17 protein-coding genes are annotated in these 18817 nt (G+C 67.0%); 7 read left to right on the top strand and 10 right to left on the bottom strand.

What is annotated here, in order from left to right; translation table 11 throughout:
- Positions 1 to 453 precede the first annotated feature (453 nt).
- From H0X91_RS07060 to H0X91_RS07015, 10 genes are all read right to left on the bottom strand, one after another.
- Positions 454 to 1599, bottom strand: coding sequence for a TraB/GumN family protein (locus tag H0X91_RS07060; RefSeq protein ID WP_006492839.1), 1146 nt, complete (start codon positions 1597 to 1599; stop codon positions 454 to 456).
- Positions 1592 to 2605 (bottom strand): peptide ABC transporter ATP-binding protein, encoded by a 1014-nt coding sequence (locus tag H0X91_RS07055; RefSeq protein ID WP_006489146.1) that lies wholly within the window; start codon positions 2603 to 2605, stop codon positions 1592 to 1594. Before H0X91_RS07055 ends, H0X91_RS07060 begins: the two co-directional genes overlap by 8 nt.
- The gene (locus H0X91_RS07050; protein WP_034201243.1) at positions 2602 to 3600 is read right to left on the bottom strand and encodes an ABC transporter ATP-binding protein; all 999 of its coding nucleotides are present in this window, start codon (positions 3598 to 3600) and stop codon (positions 2602 to 2604) included. The genes H0X91_RS07055 and H0X91_RS07050 overlap by 4 nt, the downstream gene beginning before the upstream one ends.
- A 2-nt stretch (positions 3601 to 3602) precedes the next feature.
- A complete protein-coding gene (locus tag H0X91_RS07045; RefSeq protein ID WP_006489141.1) occupies positions 3603 to 4520 on the bottom strand; it encodes an ABC transporter permease subunit in 918 nt (305 codons plus the stop codon).
- 4 nt (positions 4521 to 4524) lie between these two features.
- The gene (locus H0X91_RS07040; protein ID WP_006489147.1) at positions 4525 to 5535 is read right to left on the bottom strand and encodes an ABC transporter permease subunit; all 1011 of its coding nucleotides are present in this window, start codon (positions 5533 to 5535) and stop codon (positions 4525 to 4527) included.
- Between the two features lie 110 nt (positions 5536 to 5645).
- Complete coding sequence (locus tag H0X91_RS07035) at positions 5646 to 7274, bottom strand: ABC transporter substrate-binding protein (RefSeq protein WP_006489145.1); 1629 nt, start codon at positions 7272 to 7274, stop codon at positions 5646 to 5648.
- Positions 7275 to 7595: 321 nt separating this feature from the next.
- The gene (locus tag H0X91_RS07030; RefSeq protein ID WP_006489148.1) at positions 7596 to 8903 is read right to left on the bottom strand and encodes an MFS transporter; all 1308 of its coding nucleotides are present in this window, start codon (positions 8901 to 8903) and stop codon (positions 7596 to 7598) included.
- A 191-nt stretch (positions 8904 to 9094) separates the two neighbouring features.
- Positions 9095 to 9406 (bottom strand): high-potential iron-sulfur protein, encoded by a 312-nt coding sequence (locus H0X91_RS07025; protein ID WP_012492346.1) that lies wholly within the window; start codon positions 9404 to 9406, stop codon positions 9095 to 9097.
- Positions 9407 to 9565: 159 nt separating this feature from the next.
- Positions 9566 to 10675: an NAD(P)/FAD-dependent oxidoreductase gene (locus H0X91_RS07020; RefSeq protein WP_006489140.1), complete on the bottom strand. Its 1110-nt coding sequence runs from the start codon at positions 10673 to 10675 to the stop codon at positions 9566 to 9568.
- Positions 10676 to 10851: 176 nt separating this feature from the next.
- Entirely contained in the window at positions 10852 to 11832 is a 981-nt protein-coding gene (locus H0X91_RS07015) for an AAA family ATPase (protein WP_006495523.1), read from the bottom strand.
- 249 nt (positions 11833 to 12081) lie between these two features.
- Here H0X91_RS07015 and H0X91_RS07010 point away from each other — a divergent pair, with 249 nt between their 5' ends.
- The 7 genes from H0X91_RS07010 to H0X91_RS06980 all read left to right on the top strand — a co-directional run bounded on the left by H0X91_RS07010 (position 12082) and on the right by H0X91_RS06980 (position 18730).
- Positions 12082 to 12675: a nitroreductase family protein gene (locus H0X91_RS07010; RefSeq protein WP_196432925.1), complete on the top strand. Its 594-nt coding sequence runs from the start codon at positions 12082 to 12084 to the stop codon at positions 12673 to 12675.
- A gap of 146 nt (positions 12676 to 12821) precedes the next feature.
- Entirely contained in the window at positions 12822 to 13310 is a 489-nt protein-coding gene (locus H0X91_RS07005; RefSeq protein ID WP_006482033.1) for a hypothetical protein, read from the top strand.
- Between the two features lie 5 nt (positions 13311 to 13315).
- Positions 13316 to 14131 carry an endonuclease/exonuclease/phosphatase family protein gene (locus H0X91_RS07000; protein ID WP_006482036.1) on the top strand — a complete coding sequence of 272 codons (816 nt, stop codon included), beginning with the start codon at positions 13316 to 13318 and terminating at the stop codon, positions 14129 to 14131.
- 308 nt (positions 14132 to 14439) lie between these two features.
- The gene (locus H0X91_RS06995; RefSeq protein ID WP_006482027.1) at positions 14440 to 15210 is read left to right on the top strand and encodes a ferredoxin--NADP reductase; all 771 of its coding nucleotides are present in this window, start codon (positions 14440 to 14442) and stop codon (positions 15208 to 15210) included.
- A 415-nt stretch (positions 15211 to 15625) separates the two neighbouring features.
- Positions 15626 to 16441 carry a quorum system sensor histidine kinase RqpS gene (rqpS, locus tag H0X91_RS06990; protein WP_043204981.1) on the top strand — a complete coding sequence of 272 codons (816 nt, stop codon included), beginning with the start codon at positions 15626 to 15628 and terminating at the stop codon, positions 16439 to 16441.
- Positions 16442 to 16448: 7 nt separating this feature from the next.
- Positions 16449 to 17105, top strand: a complete 657-nt coding sequence (rqpR, locus tag H0X91_RS06985; protein WP_006477530.1) for a response regulator transcription factor RqpR — start codon at positions 16449 to 16451, stop codon at positions 17103 to 17105.
- A gap of 218 nt (positions 17106 to 17323) precedes the next feature.
- Positions 17324 to 18730: an amino acid permease gene (locus H0X91_RS06980; protein WP_006492936.1), complete on the top strand. Its 1407-nt coding sequence runs from the start codon at positions 17324 to 17326 to the stop codon at positions 18728 to 18730.
- The last annotated feature ends 87 nt before the right edge of the window (positions 18731 to 18817 follow it).

Genomic DNA, 18817 nt, shown 5'->3' with positions numbered 1-18817 from the left:
TCTGTCGATTCACCCCCCGAAACCGTCTTTCGACGGTGACCGGAAAAACATTCCGGATTAAAAAACGTCCGCCGCCGCCCGATCACTGCCTTCCCCGGTCAGACGACGGAACGTCGCTTATGTGCAAGTCGGCCTGCATGCATGTGTTGTTCGACGACGATTGGCCCCGCCGTGCATGCAGACTCTCCGCGGCCGGCACGCGTTTCACGTGCCGGCGACGCTCACCCCGCGCTTTATTTCTGCTACCCCGTAGAACTTATCTATTCTTTTCATTTTTTCAACTTGTGGGGTGAAGAATAGATATCGGCCGAACGGGATGTCAATCGTTTTAAACGCTATTTTCCGACGATTCAAGGGTTTTCCTTATCGACCGACACCGCCGTGCAGGCGCGGCGCGCGGCGCGCGCGACGTCGATCAAACAGGGGACGATCAGCGCATGCAGCCGGGCGCGATCAGTTCGCGTCGACCCGGTATCCTTGCTGGCGCAACAATTCGAGCACGCCGCGCGGGCCACCCAGATGCAGCGCGCCGATCGCGACGAACAGCGGCCGGTTCGGCGCGGCGATTGCCGTCATCCGTGCAACGAAGCGCCGGTTGCGCTCGTACACGATCTTGTTGTCGAGCGACGCCGACAACGCCTTCGAACGGGCAAGCCGTTCGCTCTTCGCGACCGCCCACGCGGAAATCGCATCGGCGTCGCCAATTCGCCACAGCCGGTGCAGCGCCTTGATGTCGTCGGCGTTCTGCGCGGGGGTCTGCACCATGTCCTGCGCGAGCATCTCGCGCTGCTCGGCCAGCGTCAGCCCGGTGAACGCGCGCATCTGTTCGGCGAGCGTCTCGAGCCCGATCACGCGGCCGCCTTTCTTCTTCAGGAACACGTTCTGCAGTTGCGCCTCGGTGCCGTATTCGGTCTGCAGGCCGGCGGACAGCGAATCGTAGGTCTCGACGACGAGCGCCGCGAGCCACGGCCGCATCTTGCGAATCTCGGCGAGCGCGGCCGGGTTGCCGCGCAGGCGCGCCGCGAGCCGCTGCCACAGCGGCTCCGGCAGCAGGCGCTGCAGGCACGGATAGCGGCACACGCCGTATTTCGACACGTCGTCCTGCGATTCGAGCAGATCGTCGGGCGACAGCTCGAGCGCGAGCGTCGGCGACGCGGCGAGCGCCGCGAGGATGCGCGGCCGGAACGGCTGCGCGCTCGGGTAATCGGACGGATCGCCCGTATGCAGCGTGCCGAGCACGTAGAGCGTGACCTTGCCCTTGGTCGCGACGTAAAACGGCATGCGCGCCGGCTGCACGCGCACGGTGCCGCGCGACACCGTGCCGTCCGAGACGGCCGGCGCATGGAAGCCCGGCAGGCTCATGCCGGGCGGCGGGACCTGCGACGGATGAATCGGCGAAGTCGCCGGCGCACGCCCTTCGGCGCGCGCCGGTTCGACGGAGACCACGACGCTGGCCGCCGCGCACGCGCCGGCCAGCGCCGCGCCCGTGACGGTACGCACGCTCCAGCGCCGCGCGTAGCGGTACGCGCGCATCACGCGCGCACTGCCGGTCCCCACACGGCGCACGCCGGACACGCGCGCCGCCAACGCTTCAGGCATTCGCCTCCCCTACCTCCTCGGCGCGATGGCAGGCCACGCGCCGGCCGTCCACTTCGCGCAATTGCGGCTCCTCGACGCGGCACCGCTCGACCGCGTACGGGCAGCGCTGGTGGAACGCGCAGCCCGACGGCGGATTGAGCGGCGACGGCAGTTCGCCCTGCAGCTTGATCTGCACGCGGCGGTCTTCCTCGAAGATCGCCGGCGTCGCCGACATCAGCGCCCGCGTGTACGGATGGCGCGGCCGTGCGTAGATCGTCGCCTTGTCGCCGAGTTCGGCGACGCTGCCGAAGTACATCACCATCACGTCGTCCGCGACGTGCTCGACCACCGACAGGTTGTGCGAGATGAACACGTAGCTCGTCTTGAACTGCTCCTGCAGATCCATGAACAGGTTCAGGATCTGCGCCTGGATCGACACGTCGAGCGCGGACACCGGCTCGTCGGCGACGACGATGCGCGGATCGAGGATCATCGCGCGCGCGATCGCGACGCGCTGGCGCTGGCCGCCCGAGAACATGTGCGGATAGCGCTTCGCGTGCTCGGGCCGCAGGCCGACCGTGCGCATGATCTGCGCGATGCGCGCGGCGCGCTCGGCGGCCGTCAGGTTCGCGTTGATCTCGAGCGGCTCGGCGAGCGTCTGCTCGACGGTCTTGCGCGGGTTCAGCGACGCGAACGGGTTCTGGAACACCATCTGCACGCGGCGGCGCAGGTCGGCGACCGTGTCGCGGCTCGCGCCGGCCACGTTCTTGCCGTCGATCGTCAGGCTGCCCGACGTGGGCGTTTCGATCATCGTGAGCTGGCGCGCGAGCGTCGACTTCCCGCAACCCGATTCGCCGACGACGGCGAGCGTCTTGCCGCGCTTCAGCGAGAACGACACGCCGTTCAGCGCCTTCACCGTGCCCTGCCCGAACATCCCGCGCTTCACCGAGTAGTGCTTCGCGAGGCCGTCGGCCACCAGGACGTCCTCGTCGTGCGACGCGTGGCGCGTATCCTGGACTGCGTTCATCGTGCGCCTCCCGTCAGGTCGAGGTTGGAAACATTGAGCGGCTTGATGCAGCGCGCGCGCATCGCATCGTTGGCCGGCACCAGCGTGTCGAGCGCCGGCCGCGCCTTGCGGCAATCGTCGACCACGTACTTGCAGCGCGGCGCGAACAGGCAGCCGGACGGGCGATCATCGCGGCCCGGCACCATGCCGGGCAATGCGGCAAGGCGACGCGCCCCCTTATTGTGCTCGGGAATCGCCGCGAGCAGCGCTTCGGTGTACGGATGATGCGGCGCGCGGAAGATGTCGGGCACGCGATTGGTTTCGATGATCTCGCCCGCGTACATCACCGCGACGCGATGCGCGACCTCCGACACCACGGCCAGATCGTGCGAGATCAGCACGAGCGCCATCCCGCGCTCCTTCTGCAGCTTCACGAGCAGATCCATGATCTGCGCCTGGATCGTCACGTCGAGCGCGGTGGTCGGCTCGTCGGCGATCAGGAGCTTCGGGTTGCACGCGACGGCCATCGCGATCATCACGCGCTGGTTCATCCCGCCCGACATCTGGTGCGGGAACGACGCGATGCGGTTCTTCGCATCGGGAATGCCGACCTGGTCGAGCAGTTCGAGCGCGCGCCGGTGCAGCGCGTCGCCGCGCAGCCCTTCGTGCAGCTTCAGCACTTCCTTGATCTGGTAGCCGACCGTGTAGCTCGGGTTCAGGCTCGTCAGCGCGTCCTGGAACACCATCGCGATGTCCTTGCCGACGATCTTGCGGCGCGACTTCGGCGACGCCTTCAAGAGATCCACGCCGTTGAACGTGACTTCGTCCGCCGTCACCTTGCCAGGCGCGTCGATCAGGCCCATCAGCGCCATCATCGTCACGCTCTTGCCCGAGCCCGATTCGCCGACGACGCCCACCACCTCGCCCGGTGCGACCGACAGGTTGATCCGGTCGACCGCGGGCAGGCCGTTGAAGTTCACCGCGAGATTGCGGATGGTCAGTAGGTTCTGGGTCATGGTCATGCCATCCGTTTCAGCTTGGGATCCAGCGCGTCACGCAGCCCGTCGCCGAGCAGGTTGATCGCGAGCACCGAAATCAGGATCGACAGGCCGGGCATCGTCACGATCCACCACGCGTTGTCGATGTAGTCGCGCGCGGATGCGAGCATCGCGCCCCACTCGGCGGTCGGCGGTTGCACGCCGAGGCCGAGGAAGCCGAGCGCGGCCGCGTCGAGGATGGCCGACGAGAAGCCGAGCGTCGCCTGCACGATCAGCGGCGCCGTGCAGTTCGGCAGCACCTGCGAGAACATCAGGCGCAGCGTGCCGGCCCCGGCCACGCGCGACGCGGTCACGTATTCCTTCTGCAGCTCCCCGAGCGCCGACGCGCGCGTGAGACGCACATAGGCCGGCAGCGCGACGATCGCGATCGCGAACATCGTGTTGGTGAGGCCCGGGCCGATGATCGCGACGACCGCGACCGCGAGCAGCAGCGACGGCAGCGCGAGCAGCACGTCCATGATGCGCATCACCGGCGTGTCGGCCCACTTCTGGAAGAACGCGGCGACGAGCCCGAGCACGATGCCGGGGATCAGCGCGAGCACGACCGACACGAAGCCGATCCAGAACGACATCCGCGCGCCGAACATCAGCCGCGAAAGGATGTCGCGGCCCGCTTCGTCGGTGCCGAGGATGAACTGCCAGTTGCCGCCGGCGAGCCACGCGGGCGGAATCTTCACGTAGTCGCGGTATTGCTCGACCGGGCTGTGCGGCGCGATCAGCGGCGCGAGCAAGGCGACTGCGATCAGCACGATCACGACGATGCCCGCGCCGACGGCGCCGCGGTTGCGCGAGAAGTTGGCCCAGAACTCGCGCAGCGCGAGCGCACGGCCGCCGGCCGGCGCGGATTCGGTCGGCAGGGTATTTTGCAGATTGCTCATGGGATTACCTCGTGTGGCGGATGCGCGGATTCAGCACGCCGTACAGCAGGTCGACGACCAGGTTCACGACGATCACGAGCGTCGCGATCAACAGGATGCCGCCCTGGACGACCGGATAGTCGCGGCGGCCGATCGCATCGATCAGCCACTTGCCGACCCCGGGCCACGAAAAGAGCGTCTCGGTCAGCACCGCACCCGCAAGCAGCGTGCCGATCTGCAGGCCGATCACGGTGACGACCGGGATCAGCGCGTTGCGCAGCGCATGCACGACGACCACGCGCACGGGCGACAGCCCCTTCGCGCGGGCGGTGCGGATGTAGTCCTCGCGCAGTACTTCGAGCATCGACGAGCGCGTCATCCGCGCGATCACCGCGAGCGGAATCGTGCCGAGCACGATCGCGGGCAGGATCAGGTGGCTCACCGCCGACTTGAACGCGCCTTCGTCCGGCGCGAGCAGCGCGTCGATCAGCATGAAGCCAGTCGGGTGCGGGAAATCGTATTCGACCGCGATGCGCCCGGACACGGGCGTCCAGCCGAGATACGACGAAAACACCATGATGAGGATCAGCCCCCACCAGAAGATCGGCATCGAGTAGCCGGTGAGCGCGGTGCCCATCACGCCGTGGTCGATGACCGAGCCGCGCCGCAGCGCGGCGATCACGCCGGCCGGCAAACCGACCGCGAGCGCGAACACGAGCGCGCACAGCGACAGTTCGACGGTCGCCGGGAAGCGCGCGAAGAATTCACCGCCGACGCTCGTGTTGGTGATGATCGACGTGCCGAGGTCGCCATGCAGCGCACGGCCGACGTAGTGGAGGTACTGCAGCGGCAGCGGCTGGTCGAGCCCGAGGCGCTTCATCGCCTCTGCGTGCATCGCGGGATCGACGCCGCGCTCGCCCATCATCACTTCGATGGGGTCGCCCGGTATCAGGTGAATCAGCGCAAACGCCAGGATGGTGATGCCGATGAAAGTCGGGATCACCATCCCCACGCGGCGCAACACGAATCTGAACATGATGCGTCTCGTATTTTCTTGTGGGAAATGTGCGACCGGCGACGGGAAGCTTTTGGCCTCCCGCCGCCGGATGAGTTAGCCGGTCTTCGCGACAGCTTATACGGGCCGTATTACTTCACGCCGACACCGTCGAAGCGAGCATAGCCGAGCGGCTCGATACGCATGTCGACCACGTTCTTGCGCACCGGCTGGTAGACCGTCGAGTTCGCGATCGGCGAGAACGGCAGCTGTTGCGCGAAGATCTGCTGGGCCTGCGTGTAGAGCTTCGTGCGCGCGTCCTGGCCCGTCGTCGTGCGGCCCTTCTGGACCAGCTCGTCGAACGGCTTGTAGCACCAGTGCGAGAAGTTGTTGCCCTTGATCGCTTCGCAGCCGAGCAGCGTGCCGAGCCAGTTGTCCGGATCGCCGTTGTCGCCCGTCCAGCCGATCAGCATCGTGTCCTGCTCGCCCGCGTGCGCACGCTTGATGTACTCGCCCCACTCGTACGTGACGATCTTCGCCTTCACGCCGATCTTCGCCCAGTCGGCCTGGATCATCTCGGCCATCAGGCGGGCGTTCGGGTTGTACGCGCGCTGCACGGGCATCGCCCACAGCGTGATCTCGAACCCGTTCGGGAAGCCGGCCTTCGCGAGCAGCGCCTTCGCCTTCGCGGTGTCGTAGGCCGCCATCTTCAGGTTCTTGTCGTACGACCATTGGGTCGGCGGCATCGGCGCGCTCGCGGCCTGGCCGGCGCCCTGGTAGACGGACTCGAGGATCGCCTTCTTGTTGATCGCCATGTCGAGCGCCTGACGCACTTCGAGCTTGTCGACCGGCTTGTGCTCGACGTTGTACGCGAGGTAGCCGAGGTTGAAGCCGGCCTGCGACGGCATGTCGACGTTCGAATCGGCCTTCAGCGTCGCGATGTCGGCCGGGCGCGGATAGCTCATCACCTGGCATTCGTTGCGCTTGATCTTCTGCACGCGCACGCCCGGGTCCGGCGTGATCGAGAAGATCAGCTTCGACAGCTTCACTTCGCCCTTCTTCCAGTAATCAGGATTGCCATCGAAGCGGATCGTCGCGTCCTTCGTGTAGCTGCGGAAGATGAACGGACCCGTGCCGACCGGCTTCTGGTTGATGTCGGCGGCACGGCCGGCCTTCATCAGCTGGTCGCCGTATTCGGCCGACAGGATCGACGCGAATTCCATCGCCATGTTCTGGATGAACGGCGCGTTCGGCTCGGCCAGCGTGAACTTCACGGTGTACGGATCGACCTTCTCGACCTTCGTGATCAGCTTGTCGAGACCCATGTCGGTGAAGTACGGGAACGACACCGGGTACGCCTTGCGGAACGCATTGTTCGGATCGAGCATGCGCTGGAACGAGAACACGACGTCGTCCGCATTGAATTCACGCGTCGGCTTGAAGAAGTCGGTCGTATGGAACTTCACACCGTGGCGCAGGTGGAACGTGTACACCTTGCCGTCGGACGACACGTCCCACTTCTCGGCGAGGCCGGGCTCGACCTTCGTGCCGCCGCGCTCGAATTCGACGAGGCGGTTGTAGACGGTGAACGTGGCGGCGGTGAAGTCGACGCCGGTCGTAAATTGCGCGGAATCGAAACCCGCCGGGCTGCCTTCTGAGCAGTAGACGAGCGTTTTGTTCGGGATCTGTGCGAATGCAGAACCCGCGACGCCGAGCGATGCCGCTGCCACGCCTGCCATGGCGGTAACACGCAGGGTGTGCAACAGACGGTTGTATTCCATGTTTCCTCCAGGTCTCCAGATCGGAACCGGTCCCGCCAGGGAGCCGGCGTACGCGGATATTACTTGAGCTAACGATGCTGCAACAAGCTGGAGAAAAAACTCTTCTATACGCCCGCCGGGTTTTTGCCGATTTTTAGTGTGGGTAAAAAATGCAACCACGCGCGCGAGCGACAATTCCGTCCATTTCGCGGCATGTTTCGTTCGACGACTAAACAATTCGGGTGCGAACGCGAAGGGGCGACACACCGTTTCCCCGCGTTCTGCATCACATCATTGCGTTTGGCGAAACGATTCGATGACCGTCCTCAAATCGTCATGTCGTCACGCCGGCGCATCGAGGTCGGCGCTGCGCGCGGGCACGAACGCGACCGCGACGATCGACAGCGCGAGGCCCGCCATCACGTAGTAGGTCGGCGCGAGCGGCGTGCCGGTGACCTTGATCAGCCACGTGACGATGAACTGGCCGAAGCCGCCGAACAGCATCACCGCGACGTTGTACGCGATCGACAGCCCGGTCGAGCGCACGTTGGCCGGGAACAGCTCGGCGATCATCGCGCCGAACGGCCCGTAGTAGCCTGCCAGCGTCACCGACAGCACGGCCTGCACCGCGATCAGCCGCCCGATGCTCGGCGCCGCGTCGAGCCATGCGAACAGCGGGTACATCAGCGCGAGCGTCAGCACGAGCGACCACAGCGACAGCCCCTTGCGGCCGATGCGGTCCGACCACGCGCCCGCGATCGGCGACAGCACCATCAGCAGCAGGTTGCCGATGATCACCGCGTAGAACGATTCCGCATACGGCAGCTTCAGCTGCTTCACCGCGAAGGTCGGCAGGTAGCTGATCAGCACGTAGATCGTCACGGTGAGCGCGATCACCGAGCCGAGCCCGCACAGCACCTCGCGCGGGTGGCGCGTGAACACTTCGCCGAGCGTCGCGCGGCGCGCGTTCTGCTGCGCATGCAGGAACGCTTCGGAATCGGCGAGATGGCGGCGGATGTAGAAGCCGATCGGGCCGATCAGCAGCCCGAGGACGAACGGCACGCGCCAGCCCCAGCTGCGCAGCGCGTCGTGCGACAGCCCGCGCGTGACGGCCGCGCCGACGAGCGCGCCGATCAGCAGCGCGGCCGCCTGGCTCGCCATCTGCCAGCTGCCGTAGAAACCGCGTTTCGAGAACGGCGCCGCTTCGATCAGCAGCGCGGTCGAGCTGCCGAATTCGCCGCCCGCCGAGAAGCCCTGCAGCAGGCGGCCGAGCACGATCAGGATCGGCCCGCCGATGCCGATCGCCGCATAGGGCGGCGCGATCGCGAGCAGGAAGATGCCGGCCGTCATCAGCAGGATCACGAGCGACAGCGCGGCCTTGCGGCCCGCGCGGTCCGCGTACAGCCCGAACACGATGCCGCCGATCGGGCGCATGAAGAACGCGACGCCGAACGTCGCGGTGGTCAGCAGCAGCGACGAGTATTCGCTGGAGGTGGGGAAGAACAGTTCGGCGATCACGACCGTCATGAAGCCGAACACCGTGAAGTCGTACCACTCGAGTGCATTGCCGATCACGGCGGCCGCCACCGCGCGCCGGTTCAGCGCACGCTCGGGCCGGATCGTTTTCGTTGAATTCGCAATCGTCGCCATGCGTGCCTCGTCCTCGTGAATTCGCCGTGTCGGGCGGCGCGGCGCGCGGGCATGCCGCGCCGCGCAGGTGTGCAGCGAGTGTAGAAAGCGCCGGAACCGTTTTCAAGCAATAAAAAACGCTCGCCATCGAACGACAGCGAGCGTTTTGCGGTTTTCGCCACAATGCGGCATCGCACGATGCCGCACCGGCCTCAACCCATCTTCGAGAATGCGCTGCACCAGCCCTTCGCCGCGACCTGCTTGCCGGGGAAGGCGCCGCACGGGCCCGACGTCGAGCCCTTCTTGCCCTGGTACAGCATGCAGGCCGCGCAATCCTGGCCCGCTGCGTATTTCGGATACTTCGTCTTGTCGACCTTGGTGGCATCGGCCTTGTAGCCGAGCGCCGCCGCGGTCGGATCGGTTTCCGACAGCATCGGCGCATCGGCCAGCGCTTCACGCGACAGTGCCAGCGCGGACACGGCACCAATACTCGTAATCAGGAAACTCCGACGGGTTGCTTTCATAGGGGGACTCGCTCCAACGTTATTGGTTTGAAAGCCGTTCTGGCGACGGCCGTTCGACAGAATAACGCCCAAGCGAATAAATGTGCGCGCCGAAATGCCGGAGATAAGGGATTTCACACGGGTTTCGCGCGGCCGGCCCGCACGGACGCGGGCCGCGCATCACGCGCGCGACACCATGTCGCCCACCCGCTGCGCGAGCGCGAGCGACGCGGTGAGCCCCGGCGACTCGATGCCGAACAGGTTCACGAGTCCGCGCACGCCGTGCTGCGCGGCCCCCTGCACGATGAAGTCGGCCGGCGGCTCGCCGGGCCCCGCGAGCTTCGGCCGGATGCCCGCGTACGCCGGCTGCAGCGCATCGTCGGGCAAGCCCGGCCAGAACGCGCGGATCGACGTGTAGAACGCGCCCGCGCGCGCCGGATCGACCTCGTAGCGCAGCGAATCGCACCACTCGACGTCCGGGCCGAAGCGCGCCTGCCCGCCAAGATCGAGCGTCAGGTGCACGCCGAGCCCCGCGCGATCGGGCATCGGATAGATCAGGTGCGAGAACGGCGCACGGCCCGACAGGCTGAAATAATTGCCGCGCGCGAAATAAAGCGGCGGCACCCAGCGCGGATCGAGGCCGCGCGTGCGGCGCGCGAGCGCCTGTGCGCCGAGCCCCGCGCTGTTGATCACGCAGGTGGCGTCGATCTCGGCCGGCGCGCCGCCGCCGGTGCGCACGATGAAGCGGCCGCCACGCAGCACGTCGATCGATTCGACCGGAGCGTGCAGCGCGCACACGGCGCCGTCGCGCTCCGCGTCGCCGAGCAGCGCGAGCATCAGCTGGTGGCTGTCGACGATGCCGGTCGACGGCGAGAACAGCGCCTCCACGCATTCGAGCGCGGGCTCGAGCGTCTGCGCCTCGGCGCGCGTGAGCGGCAGCAGGTCGAGCACGCCGTTTTCGGCGGCGCGCGCGGCGATCGCCTTCAACTGCTTCACCTGCGCGGCGCTCGTCGCGACGAGCAGCTTGCCGGTACGCCGGTGCGGCACATGATGGGTCTCGCAGAATTCGTACAGCAGGTCGCGCCCGTGCACGCACGACATCGCCTTCAGCGACCCGCGCGGATAGTAAAGCCCCGCGTGAATCACCTCGCTGTTGCGCGAACTCGTGCCCGTACCGATCGCGTCGGTCGCCTCCAGCACGATCGTTTCACGCCCGCGCGCGGCCAGTTCGCGCGCAATCGCCAGACCGACGACACCCGCGCCGATCACGACACAATCCGTCTGCTCCATGGCTTTTCGCGCTGCTCGCGCGTCGAAGGGAGAGAGAAGAATTGTACGTCCCGGTTCGCCCGCTTGCCGAACGCCGACGTATCGCGTCGCGACGATGCGGACGGTGGCGCAGACAACGATGCGGCCACGAATGCGACGAATGCCACGCGCGCTGCGGCCGGGCGCGCGTGGCCGCGTCAGAAGCCGATCGGCCGGCGCTTCGCCGCGCCTTCGTCGGCGCGGATGTCGGCCGGCCCGATCGCGTCGCGGCCGTCGAGCCGCGCGGCGCCGAACGCGTGCAGCAGCGCGCGGCGCATCGTGCGCGGCGGCGTCGCGGCCAGCACGTCGAGCGCATCGTCGCCGAGCGTCTCGGGGAAGCGCCGCCCCCACGCATGCGACGTGCGGATCTCGTCGTAGATCGTCTGCGCGATCCGGCGTGCGCCGGCCGCATCGGGCGGCGCGATCTCGTACACATTCATCCGGTTGAGCAGCGGCTCCGGAATCGCCTGCGCGTCGTTCGCGGTCGCGATCCAGATCACGTTGCCCGCGTCGATCGGCACTTCCGCGAATTCGTCGACGAACGCGCGCGCGGTGTCGTGCTCGAGCAACGCATACAGCGCGCCGAGCGGATCGTATTGCGCATCGCTGCCGGCCTTGTCGATCTCGTCGACCGCGATCACCGGATTCGCGTAGCTGCCGTTCACGAGCGCGTCGAACACCTTGCCGGGCTTCGCGTTCTTCCATTGCGACGACGCGCCGGACAGGATCCAGCCGGCCGTCAGCGAACTCATCGGCACGTAGTGGTACGCGGTGCCGAGCAGTTGCGCGAGCGCCTTCGCGAAATGCGTCTTGCCGATCCCGGGCGGCCCGAGCAGCAGGATCGGCATCAGTTCGAGCCGGTCGTCCGTTTCGAGACACAGCGCGATCTGCTTGCGCACGTCGTCGAGCGGCTCGCCGAAATTCGGCAACGCCTCGCCGAGCGCGTCGAACGACGGCATCCGGTTCGGCTTCACGCAAAAGCGCAGATTCCCCGTCTTGAGCATCTTCTCGTAGGTCGAGCGCAGTGCGTCGCTTGCGCTCTCGTTCAGGTCGCCCAGCGCCGTCTCGACCTGCTCGAGGTCGTACACCGTGCTGAAGGACGCCACCGCCAGTTCCTGTTTCACCATCGCCGTCGTCATACCAACCTCGCTGCCTTGCCGTCACATACTCATCAGACCCTTACGATTTCAGTGTAGCGATCCCGCATCGCCGTGCAAGCAAGCAGCCGGGGGAGTCTGCTGCTAACAGCGCGCCCGCGCTGCACGGTCGTGCGCCGCGGCGTATGATCGACAGTTCACGACGCTCGCGCCGGGCGCGCCGCTGGCGTTCGCGCGCCGCGCACACGCTGCTCCCGCACCGCGCCAGACGCCTCGCCCGAAGAGTTGCCGATGTCCGTCCCCACTGCTTCCCCGCGCGTCGACGCCGATGCGATCCGTTCCGTCGATACCGTCGACGCCGCGCTCAAGTCGCGCCGCGCGATCCGCGCGTTCCTGCCAACGCCCGTGCCGCGCGACACGCTCGAGGCGATCCTCGAAGCCGCGAGCCGCGCGCCGTCGGGCACCAACATCCAGCCGTGGCGCGTGTACGTCGCGACGGGCGCCACGCGCGACGCGCTCGCCGCCGCGCTCACCGCGGCCTACGACGATCCCGCGCGCGACGAGAAATACGTCGCCGAATACGACTATTACCCGCGCGAATGGGTGTCGCCGTATATCGACCGGCGCCGCAAGGTCGGCTGGGACCTGTACGGCCTGTTGAACATCGGCCGCGACGAGAAGGCGCGCATGCATGCGCAGCACGCGCGCAATTTCCGTTTCTTCGATGCGCCGGTCGCACTGTTCTTCACGCTCGACCGCGTGATGACGTTGGGGGCCTGGCTCGACTGCGGCATGTCGCTCGGCCATGCGGACCCCGACGCGATCGAGAACCGCCTCGTCACCGAGCGCGCGAGCGTCGCCGAGTTCGCGCGCTTTTTCGCTTGAAAACGCATGACGCGTCCTTACCTGTCGAGCAGGACCGCATCGTGCTGCGAACCCGTCGCGGCGCGTCCCGTCACATCGCGACCGAAATCGATCGGGCGTAAGATGTGCGTCCGTTCCCCGCTATCCCGCGTTTCCGGAGACGTTTCATGCTGAAACACGGCCTGGCCGTCCTGCTTGCGAGCGTCGTGCTCGCCGCCCATGCGCAGAGCCCCGCGCCGGCCGTCGTCGCATGGGAAATCCAGGTGGTGCGCGACGGTCAGACGATCGACACGTTCCAGCAAAACACCACCGTGGGCCAGTCCCGCACCGATACCCATCGCTATCCGTCATCCGTGCCGGTGGGCTGCGGCAATGCCGCGCGCGTCGTGCCGACCGAGCGCTCGCGCTCGGTGACGGTCGCCCCGCTCGCCGTCGACGCCAACGCGAACACCGTGTCGCTCGGGCTCGACGTGCAGGAAACGCTCGACGACGAAAACGCGACGCGCGGCGATCCGTGCGTGCCCGCGTCGCCGCGGCAAATCGTCGCGAGCCACCCCGGTCTGTCGGTCGGCGGCGAGGCGTGGACCGACTGGACGCTCGTCGAGCAGCATCCGCATCTCGTGTACCGCGTGCGCGCGCACGTCGCGAAGGACTGAGCGTCATGTCCGCCGACGCTCTCTCCCTGCCGTTCGCCGAACCGCACGCCGCGCCCGACGAAATCACCGCCGTCAGCTGGAACCTGCACAAGGGCCGCTCGCCGCTCGGCTTCACCGCGTGGAACGCGATGCGCGACTGGATGCAGTCGACCCACGCCGACGTGTATTTCCTGCAGGAAGCGATGGCGCGCCGCATGCCGCGCCCGATGCTCGCACCGGGCTTCGGCGCGCCGATGGACGACACGGTCGACGACGTGTGGCATTGCCAGGCCACCGAGATCGCGCAGGCGCTCGACTGGCAGATCGCGCTCGGGCCGAACGTGTTCAAGCCGTCGTGGCGGCACGGCAACGCGATCCTGTCGCCGCATCCGCTCGATCTCGGCGGCCGCTGGGACATCTCCGCGCACCGCTTCGAGCGGCGCGGGCTGCTCGTCGCCCGCGCGACGCTCGCGGGCGCCCGCCCGGTCACGCTGCTGTGCGCGCACCTGGCGCTCACGCGCGCCGCGCGGCTGCGCCAGATGCACTGGATCGCGCACTGGATCGTGCGCAACGCGGGCGACGATCCGCTCGTGCTCGCCGGCGATTTCAACGACTGGCGCAACGATTCGGTCGCGCTGTTCGGCGAGATCGGGCTGTCCGAGGTCGCGACGCTGCTCGGCGAATCGGGCCGCACGTTCCCCGCGTTCTCGCCGGCGCTCGCGCTCGACAAGATGTTCGTGCGCGGGCTGACGCCGCTCGAATGGCGTGCGCCGTCCGGCGAAGCCGCGTGGCTGTCGGACCACCTGCCGTACATCGCGCGCCTGCGCCTCGATCCGCAGTAACGCCCGCGGTCCCGCGGCGCCCCCAGTCACGGCGCTGCCGGAGCACGCCGCACTCGCCGCGACACGCGCGACCGATCATGGAAAGCATGTTGAAAGGATCTGTTGCGCCAAATCCGCGCAGCCGCGGGGGTCAAGCCCGCGATCCGCGTCAACAGGGTAAAATAACGAGTTCCTCAAACGTCTGTCATCGAGAAGGCGCGTGTCCGACGCGCCGGCCGGCCGATCCGCGATCGGGCCGTCGCACTCGGTTTTTTGCCCGTTTTTGGGCCCGTTACACGCGTTCGCCACGCGCGTCCGTTTTCAAAGCCATGAGCAAATACGACACCGCCACCGTCCAATCCGTCCATCACTGGACCGACACGCTTTTCAGCTTCACCTGCACCCGTGAGGCGAGCCTGCGCTTCAACAACGGCGAATTCACGATGGTCGGCCTCGAAGTCGACGGCAAGCCGCTCGCGCGCGCCTATTCGATCGTCAGCCCGAACTACGAGGAGCATCTCGAGTTCTTCAGCATCAAGGTGCAGAACGGCCCGCTGACGTCGCGCCTGCAGCACCTGAAGGTGGGCGACACGGTGCTGATCGGCAAGAAGCCGACGGGCACGCTGGTCGCCGACAACCTGCTGCCGGGCAAGACGCTGTGGATGCTGTCGACGGGCACGGGCCTCGCGCCGTTCATGTCGATCATCCGCGATCCGGACATCTACGACCGCTTCGACAAGGTGATCCTGACCCACACGTGCCGTCTGAAGGGCGAGCTCGCGTACATGGACTACATCAAGCACGACCTGCCGGGCCACGAGTACCTGGGCGACATCATCAAGGAAAAGCTCGTCTACTACCCGACCGTCACGCGCGAAGCGTTCGACAACGAGGGCCGGATCACCGACCTGATCGCGACGGGCAAGCTGTTCACGGATCTCGGCGTGCCGGCCTTCTCGCCGGAAAACGACCGCGTGATGCTGTGCGGCAGCACCGCGATGCTGAAGGACACGACCGACCTGCTGAAGCAGGCCGGCCTCGTCGAAGGCAAGAACAGCGCGCCGGGTCACTACGTGATCGAGCGCGCATTCGTGGACTGATCGATCCCCGAATTTGTGCCGCATCAAGAACCGGAGCGAAAGCTCCGGTTTTTTTTCGTCCCTACTTGGCGAATTCGTAACAAACTGGGACCATTCCATCTCAAATAGTTACATTTGGATACGTCATCGCCCGGTGTTCGGGTGTCAGTGTTTTTCCTACAACAGGTTCATTCCGATTATTCACATTTACCCTTAAATGTCCGCCCGACATGACCTTTTCAGAAATTTTGAGATATTATTCGCCGCGCGTGGTTGCCGTTCGGATGAGAGTGGAAGGGTCGGATGCAAGTGTTACAAGACGTAACTTTTGTTACCTCGGCATGGAGCGATTCTCTGGCGGCGACCGTCATCGAAACGGCAGCCGGTGCACGCAACCAGCCGGTGTCTGAACCGCTTTCTGACAGCAGGGAGAGTCATGGATACGTCGCTTAACGCGCCCTCGGGCGCCCACGCCCCGTTCCCGTCGCGGCAGCGCATGCCCGGCTGCGCCGCGACTTCGCCCCTGGCCGACGTCGCATCGAAACGCGACGCGTCCGCCGCACGGATCGCGGCACTTTCCGCCCAGTTGCTCGCCGCCGACGAAGCGGCCCGCCGCCATCTGGCCGGCGAGCTGCACGACGGGCTCGGCGCCGAATTGACCGCTGCCCGCTTCGCGCTCGCAAACGTTCAAACGTGGCTGCCGGCCGATGCGCCGGAAGGCTGCCTGCGCGCGCTGGCGCTGGCGCAGCAGGCGCTCGACGCCGCGACCGACGCGAATCGCCGGCTCATCGACGAGCGCGACACGCCGGCGCTCGACGCAGGCGTGGTCGGCGCGCTGTCGTCGTGGATCGACACCCATGCGGCGCGCACCGGCCTGCGCACGAGCTTCGTGTGCGCGGCCGACGCGCGCCTTACGCAAATCGCCGGCGCCGGCGCGCTCGCGGTGTTCCGCGTCGCGCAGGAAGCGCTGTCGAACGTCGCGAAACACGCCCGCGCGACGTCGGTCGACGTGCGGATCGTCACCGACGGCACGCACCTGTCGCTGAGTGTCACCGACGATGGGACCGGTTTCGCGCGCAATCGCCGCAGCGGCTATGGCCTCGCCGGCATGCGCGCGCGCTGCGAGGCGTTTGGCGGCAGCTTCGAGACGGCCACGCCGGCAACCGGTCGCGGCACGCGCGTCACCGCGCGCTTCGCGTGGGATTCGCTGCTCGCGGTGCCCGTCGCGGCACGCCGCACGTCGCTTTCGTGAGGTCGCGATGAGCCTGAACATCCTGCTCGTGGACGATCACGCGATCGTCCGGCAAGGGATCCGCCAGTTGCTGATCGACCGCGGCGTCGCGCGCGACGTGACCGAGGCCGAGAACGGCGGCGACGCGATGGCGGCCGTCGACAAGCAGGAATTCGACGTGATCCTGCTCGACATCTCGCTGCCCGACACGAACGGCATCGAGGTGCTCAAGCGCCTCAAGCGCAAGCTGACGCGCACGCCGGTGCTGATGTTCTCGATGTACCGCGAGGACCAGTACGCGGTGCGCGCGCTGAAGGCCGGCGCGGCCGGCTACCTGTCGAAGACGGTCAACGCCGCGCAGATGATCGGCGCGATCCAGCAGGTCGCGGCCGGGCGCAAGTACGTGAGCCCCGCGATGGCCGAGGCGCTCGCCGAATACGTGTCGTTCGAGAACGAACCGCTGCCGCACGAGAAGCTGTCCGATCGCGAATATCAGACGCTCTGCATGCTCGCGTCCGGCAAGCGGCTCACCGATATCGCGAACACGCTGTCGCTGTCGGTGAAGACGGTGAGCGTGTACCGGTCGCGGCTGCTCGAGAAGATGCGGCTGTCCAACAACGCGGAACTCACGTTCTACGTGATGAGCAACCGGCTCGTCGACATGGCGCCCACGGCCGGCGCCTGAGCCCCCCCCCGGCCCATTCGAATTCGTCCGATCCCGCGACGCGGCGCACGCCGCGCCGCGCCCAACCGCGCCCGCTCCGGGCGCAAGCGCTTGTTTTATCGGACGATTCCACGGCGCACCGCGGCGCCGCAGCGGGGCTTGCACGCCAAATCAGCTAAAATTATGGGTTTTCACTCAGTCAACGCGCCGTGCCTGCGCGCGCTGGCGATTCATCCGCAATGTCTCTCTTCCGCAAGAAAAACGTCGATCGCATGATCGCCGGTGCGCAAGCCGCCGGGCTCAAGAAAGCGCTCGGCGCGATCGACCTCACCTTCCTCGGCATCGGCGCGATCATCGGCACCGGCATCTTCGTGCTGACCGGCACCGGCGCCGTCCAGGCCGGCCCCGCGCTGATGCTGTCGTTCGTGATCGCCGCGATCGCCTGCGGCCTCGCCGCGCTGTCGTACGCGGAATTCGCGTCGACGATCCCCGTCGCCGGCTCGATCTACACGTATTCGTATGCAACGCTCGGCGAGCTGGTCGCGTGGATCATCGGCTGGGACCTGATGCTCGAGTACGGCCTCGCGTCGTCGGCCGTGTCGGTCGGCTGGTCGGGCTACCTGCAGTCGCTGCTGCAGGGCTTCGGGCTGTCGCTGCCGACCGTGCTGACGGCCGCGCCCGGCGCGGTGCCGGGCGTCACCACGTGGTTCAACCTGCCCGCGTTCCTCGTGATGATCGTGATCACGACGCTGCTGTCGATCGGCATCCGCGAATCGACCCGCATCAACAACATCATGGTGTTCATCAAGGTGTCGGTGGTGCTGCTGGTGATCGCGGTCGGCCTGTTCCACGTGACGCCCGCGAACTGGAAGCCGTTCATGCCGCACGGCTGGAACGGCGTGTTCGGCGCGGCCGCCGTGATGTTCTTCGCGTTCATCGGCTTCGACGCGGTGTCGTCGGCGGCCGAGGAAGTGAAGAACCCGAAGCGCGATTTGCCGATCGGCATCATCGCGTCGCTCGCGGTGTGCGCGGTGCTGTACGTGACGGTCGCCGCGGTCGCGACCGGCATCGTGCCGTCGGCCCAGTACGCGAACATCTCGCACCCGATCTCGTACGCGCTGCAGGTCGCCGGCGAGAAGTGGGTCGCGGGCTTCATCGATCTCGGCGCGGTGCTCGGCATGCTCACCGTGATCCTCGTGATGAGCTACGGCCAGACGCGCGTGATCTTCGCGATGTCGCGCGACGGGCTGCTGCCGGCCGCGCTGTCGCGCGTGCATCCGCGCTATGCGACGCCGTTCCTGACCACCTGGCTGGTCGGCCTGTTCTTCGGGCTGATCGCCGCGCTCGTGCCGCTCAACGTGCTCGCCGAGCTGATCAACATCGGCACGCTCGCGGCGTTCTCGATGGTGTCGATCGCCGTGCTCGTGCTGCGCCGCACTCACCCCGAGCTGCCGCGCGCGTTCCGCTGCCCGGGCGTGCCGGTGGTGCCGATCCTCGCGGTCGCATCGTGCCTGTTCCTGATGCTGAACCTGCAGCCCGTCACGTGGGCCGCGTTCGGCATCTGGCTCGTGATCGGCCTGGTGATCTATGCGCTGTACTCGCGACACCACTCGAAGCTCGCGCACGGCCACCCCGACGCGCACTGAGCGCCGTCATCGCGCGCCGCCGCGGCGCGCGATGACGAACCCCACGCGGAGCCGCCCCGGCTCCGCACCTGTCTCTTATACACACCT

It is taken from the genome of Burkholderia sp. 9777_1386 (assembly GCF_015712265.1).
In the GTDB taxonomy this organism is placed as follows: Bacteria; Pseudomonadota; Gammaproteobacteria; order Burkholderiales; family Burkholderiaceae; genus Burkholderia; species Burkholderia cenocepacia.
This window is presented reverse-complemented; position numbering and strand designations above follow the sequence as displayed.

What these genes read in the sequence shown, in the direction of transcription:
- H0X91_RS06995 (WP_006482027.1), top strand. Translation starts at nt 14,440, where the DNA reads ATGAGCAAATACGACACCGCCACCGTCCAATCCGTCCATCACTGGACC.
- H0X91_RS07015 (WP_006495523.1), bottom strand. Translation starts at nt 11,832, where the DNA reads ATGACGACGGCGATGGTGAAACAGGAACTGGCGGTGGCGTCCTTCAGC.
- H0X91_RS07060 (WP_006492839.1), bottom strand. Translation starts at nt 1,599, where the DNA reads ATGCCTGAAGCGTTGGCGGCGCGCGTGTCCGGCGTGCGCCGTGTGGGG.
- H0X91_RS07035 (WP_006489145.1), bottom strand. Translation starts at nt 7,274, where the DNA reads ATGGAATACAACCGTCTGTTGCACACCCTGCGTGTTACCGCCATGGCA.
- H0X91_RS07050 (WP_034201243.1), bottom strand. Translation starts at nt 3,600, where the DNA reads ATGACCCAGAACCTACTGACCATCCGCAATCTCGCGGTGAACTTCAAC.
- H0X91_RS06980 (WP_006492936.1), top strand. Translation starts at nt 17,324, where the DNA reads ATGTCTCTCTTCCGCAAGAAAAACGTCGATCGCATGATCGCCGGTGCG.
- H0X91_RS07030 (WP_006489148.1), bottom strand. Translation starts at nt 8,903, where the DNA reads ATGGCGACGATTGCGAATTCAACGAAAACGATCCGGCCCGAGCGTGCG.
- H0X91_RS07055 (WP_006489146.1), bottom strand. Translation starts at nt 2,605, where the DNA reads ATGAACGCAGTCCAGGATACGCGCCACGCGTCGCACGACGAGGACGTC.
- H0X91_RS07025 (WP_012492346.1), bottom strand. Translation starts at nt 9,406, where the DNA reads ATGAAAGCAACCCGTCGGAGTTTCCTGATTACGAGTATTGGTGCCGTG.
- rqpR (WP_006477530.1), top strand. Translation starts at nt 16,449, where the DNA reads ATGAGCCTGAACATCCTGCTCGTGGACGATCACGCGATCGTCCGGCAA.
- rqpS (WP_043204981.1), top strand. Translation starts at nt 15,626, where the DNA reads ATGGATACGTCGCTTAACGCGCCCTCGGGCGCCCACGCCCCGTTCCCG.
- H0X91_RS07005 (WP_006482033.1), top strand. Translation starts at nt 12,822, where the DNA reads ATGCTGAAACACGGCCTGGCCGTCCTGCTTGCGAGCGTCGTGCTCGCC.
- H0X91_RS07010 (WP_196432925.1), top strand. Translation starts at nt 12,082, where the DNA reads ATGTCCGTCCCCACTGCTTCCCCGCGCGTCGACGCCGATGCGATCCGT.
- H0X91_RS07000 (WP_006482036.1), top strand. Translation starts at nt 13,316, where the DNA reads ATGTCCGCCGACGCTCTCTCCCTGCCGTTCGCCGAACCGCACGCCGCG.
- H0X91_RS07045 (WP_006489141.1), bottom strand. Translation starts at nt 4,520, where the DNA reads ATGAGCAATCTGCAAAATACCCTGCCGACCGAATCCGCGCCGGCCGGC.
- H0X91_RS07020 (WP_006489140.1), bottom strand. Translation starts at nt 10,675, where the DNA reads ATGGAGCAGACGGATTGTGTCGTGATCGGCGCGGGTGTCGTCGGTCTG.
- H0X91_RS07040 (WP_006489147.1), bottom strand. Translation starts at nt 5,535, where the DNA reads ATGTTCAGATTCGTGTTGCGCCGCGTGGGGATGGTGATCCCGACTTTC.